General features: G+C 79.0%; 4 protein-coding genes and 1 pseudogene. All 5 read right to left on the bottom strand.

All coding sequences use genetic code 11. The features are described 5' to 3' along the window. The coding region (locus tag PYV61_RS22980) for a hypothetical protein (RefSeq protein ID WP_275836085.1) at positions 1-473 on the bottom strand (473 nt) is incomplete at its 3' end. Positions 474-477: 4 nt separating this feature from the next. After that, positions 478-1,317 (bottom strand): hypothetical protein, encoded by an 840-nt coding sequence (locus tag PYV61_RS22975; protein ID WP_275836083.1) that lies wholly within the window; start codon positions 1,315-1,317, stop codon positions 478-480. Positions 1,318-1,392: 75 nt separating this feature from the next. Continuing rightward, positions 1,393-2,013, bottom strand: a complete 621-nt coding sequence (locus PYV61_RS22970; protein ID WP_275836081.1) for a hypothetical protein — start codon at positions 2,011-2,013, stop codon at positions 1,393-1,395. Then, positions 2,010-2,549, bottom strand: a complete 540-nt coding sequence (locus PYV61_RS22965; RefSeq protein WP_275836079.1) for a hypothetical protein — start codon at positions 2,547-2,549, stop codon at positions 2,010-2,012. The genes PYV61_RS22970 and PYV61_RS22965 overlap by 4 nt, the downstream gene beginning before the upstream one ends. Before the next feature lie 5 nt (positions 2,550-2,554). Then, a pseudogene (locus PYV61_RS22960) lies at positions 2,555-3,234 on the bottom strand (hypothetical protein); the annotation flags it as partial.

Here is a 3,234-nt window from a genome sequence, read left to right as displayed (position 1 = left end):
CGCGCGCGCGCCTGCGCCAGCACGTGCGCCTCGCCGTCGGGCTCCATCGCCCGCAGCACCGGCAGCTCCAGCGTCCCCTCGGCCTCGGGGCGCCGGTCGCGGCGCGCGCGCGGCAGGCAGCGGAACGGGTCGCGCCGCAGCGCCAGCAGCGCGGCGTCGTCGAGCACCACGACGTCCGTCACCAGCACGCCGCGCCCGTGCGAGTCGCGGCGCGCGTCGGTGAACACGCGCGCGCACAGCCAGCCGAGCGCCGGGTCGTGCAGCACCGCGACGGCGTCGTCGACGTCGAACGCCGGGTTGCCGACGGCGACCGCGGTCGCCACCGCGTCGGCCGCCGCGGCGTCGAGCGACGGCGTGCGCGCGACGAGCCCGTAGGCGTCGTCGACGAGCCCCCAGATGGCGCGGGCGCGCGCGGACACCAGCGGCGCGTCCGGCGCGGGCGCCGGCGCGGGCGGGTCGAGGCGGGTGGCCACGGCGCTACCTCGCCGCCCGCGACTGGTCGAGCAGCCACGCGATCGGGTGCGTCGCCAGCTCGGGGCTCGGGTCGGCGCCCGCGCGCGCGCCGGCGGGGCCGCCGGTGGCGCTCATCGGCAGCACCTCCCACCGCGTCAGCCACTTCTCCAGCAGCTGCGTGCTGTCGCCGAACAGCTCGCGCAGCAGCCGCACGCGGTCCCCCTCGCGCAGCGCCGGGTGCTCGTCGAGGTGGCTGAGGCAGATCGCGACCGGGATCTCCAGCCGGTTGTCGCCCGCGAGCCCCGCGCCGCCGAGCCCGCGCCGCGCGCGCTCCTGCTGCATCGCGAACGTCAGCCGGCCGAGCGTGCGCAGGAAGAAGCGCTCGTAGTAGCGCTCGCGCCCCTCCGGCGGGTCGAACCCCGGGTCGAGCACGAGCAGCAGCCCGCGCGCGCCGACCATCTGCCGCACGATCGCGTCGGGGATCTCGCTCGCGTACGCCTCGCCGGGCACGTCCCAGAAGCGCAGCGTGGCCTCGACGTGCGCCGCCGCCGGGCGCCGCGCGAACAGCCCCGCGCGCTGCGGCGGCAGCGAGTACACGCGGAAGCCGAGCGCCTGCGGCTCGGCGTGCAGCGACTTCGGGCTCGCCGCCCCGTCGCGCCACCGCTGCACGCGGTCCACCACCCACTCGGCGGTGACGCCGTCGGCGGGAAGGACGCACCAGCGCCGCGCCTGCTCGTCGAGGCTCTCGTTGTAGTAGACGAGCGTCGCCAGGTAGGTCGACTTGCCGGAGCCCGGCGGCCCCCAGAGCACGATGCCGGCGTCGTCGGCGGGCGCGGCGTCGCGGGGGAGGACGGGGTCGGGCATGGCGCGGCGGGCTGGGGAAGACCGCGGCGCCCCGGCGCGCAGCTGCGCGCGACCCGGGACCGCCGCGTCCCCTGCCTACGGACGGCGCACGCCCCCGGTGTCAGCCGGCAGGGCGAGCCGCCACCGCCCCCCGGCGCGCACCACCAGCCCCGCCGACCGGCGGACGGGCTCGGGGTCGCCCGGGCCGACGTGGTGGGCGACGAACGCGAGCGTGTCCGCCCCGACCCAGCGCACGTCCGACGGGCCCCACCGCCCGGGCTCGTGCGACCACTCGACCACCGCCGAGTCGCCGTCCAGCCGCAGCACCGCCAGCCGCGTCGGGTCGAACTCGGCCACCAGGTCCATCGAGGCGGTGGCGAGGCGCGCGCCGTCGGGGGAGACGACCGGGCGCGCGTCCACGCCGACCCGCCGCCCGGTGCGCGCGTGCACGAGCAGCCAGCCGCTCCCCTCGTAGTGGCTCAGCGCGACCACGTGGAACGACGTCCCCGCCAGCCGCCCCGCGTACTCGTGGCGCACGTAGTCGAACCCCTCCGAGGTCGTGTCGTCGACCAGCACGACCGGGGCGCTCGAGTCGGGGCGGATGGTCAGCGCGAGCCCGTCGCGCGACACGGGGGCCGGCCCGGCCGCCGCCGGCCGCTCGGCGGCGCACGCCGCGAGCAGCGCGAGGGGCGCGAGCATCGAGCGCCGCGCGCTCATTCGGCGCGCTCGACGCGCACGATGTGGCGGCGCGTCCGCCCGTCCGCCGCGCGCTCCACGTACTGCAGCCGCACGCGCGCGCCGTCGCCCAGCGGGCCGCCCTGCGCGGCGTGGTTGCGCCAGTAGTTGTCCTCCGTGTCCTCGTACACGAAGTCGACGCCCCCCACCGCGAAGCCCTCCCAGAAGGTGCGCCGCACCTTGTGGTTCGCGTCGGTGGTGGAGGTGACGTCGTGCCAGAGCCCCGTGATCGTCCCCTCCACCGTGCGGCGCGCGGCCGGGTCGGCGAGGGCGCGCTTCTCGGCCTGCAGCGCGGCCGCCGCCAGCGCCACGAGCACCGCCCCCACCGCCGGCACCCACGAGAAGCCGTCGAGCCGCACCCCGCCGCCGCGCCAGGCGCGCCACGCCAGGCGCTCGCGCGCCGCCGCCGCCAGCGCCGCCGCCATCAGCAGCGGCGCGAGGGGCGCGGTCGAGTCGCGCGCCGAGTCCCACAGCAGGCGATAGTGCGGCGCGCCGGACGGGTCCTGGACGAGCGGCATGGGCGTCACTCCGTGGCCCACCGCAGCGCGGCGGGCGCGTCCCACACGAGCGGCTGCCACGTCCACCCGGCCGCCGTCGTCGCCGCGCGGAACGGCGCCTTGAGCGCGCCGACGTCGAACGCGGCGTCCATCCCCACCCCGGTCGCGCCGGGACGCCGCCCGCCGAGCGGCACGCCGAGCACCACCTCGCGCCGCTTCTCGAAGAAGGTGATCCCGCGCGCGGTGCGCCACGACAGCGCCGCGCCGCCGCGCCCCGCCGACGCGCTCCAGTCGCTCCACTGCTCGCGCACGCGCACCGCGCGCGCGTCGGCGTCGAGGCGCAGCGCGAGACGGTGCACGCGCGTCACGCCGTGCGCGCCCGCGAGGTCGATCCACCGCGCGTCGGCGTGGCGCCACGTCACCACCAGCTCGTCGGGCGCGGCGCGCGCGGTCACCGTCCACGGCGCGTCGGGCGTCGCGGCGGCGAACAGCAGCGCGCGCCGCTCGGCGGCCGACAGCGCGGGCACGCCGGGCGCCGGCCCCTCGCGCGCCGCCCACGCCGACCCCTTGAAGAACCAGAGCACGACGACGACGAGCAGCGGCACCGACAGCGCGGCCGCCGTGGTGTTCGTGAGCACGAGCGGCGTGCCGCCGCGCGCGGCGGGCGCCGCGGCGGCCGCGGGCGCGGGAGGCGCGGCGTCCGACC

It is taken from the genome of Roseisolibacter sp. H3M3-2, assembly GCF_029211165.1.
Taxonomy (GTDB): domain Bacteria; phylum Gemmatimonadota; class Gemmatimonadetes; order Gemmatimonadales; family Gemmatimonadaceae; genus Roseisolibacter.
The sequence above is the reverse complement of the archived record's forward strand: the minus strand, read 5'-3'. Positions and strand labels throughout refer to the sequence as shown.

Coding starts and splice junctions, on each gene's coding strand:
- PYV61_RS22975 (WP_275836083.1), bottom strand. CDS start 1,317: ATGCCCGACCCCGTCCTCCCCCGCGACGCCGCGCCCGCCGACGACGCC.
- PYV61_RS22970 (WP_275836081.1), bottom strand. CDS start 2,013: ATGAGCGCGCGGCGCTCGATGCTCGCGCCCCTCGCGCTGCTCGCGGCG.
- PYV61_RS22965 (WP_275836079.1), bottom strand. CDS start 2,549: ATGCCGCTCGTCCAGGACCCGTCCGGCGCGCCGCACTATCGCCTGCTG.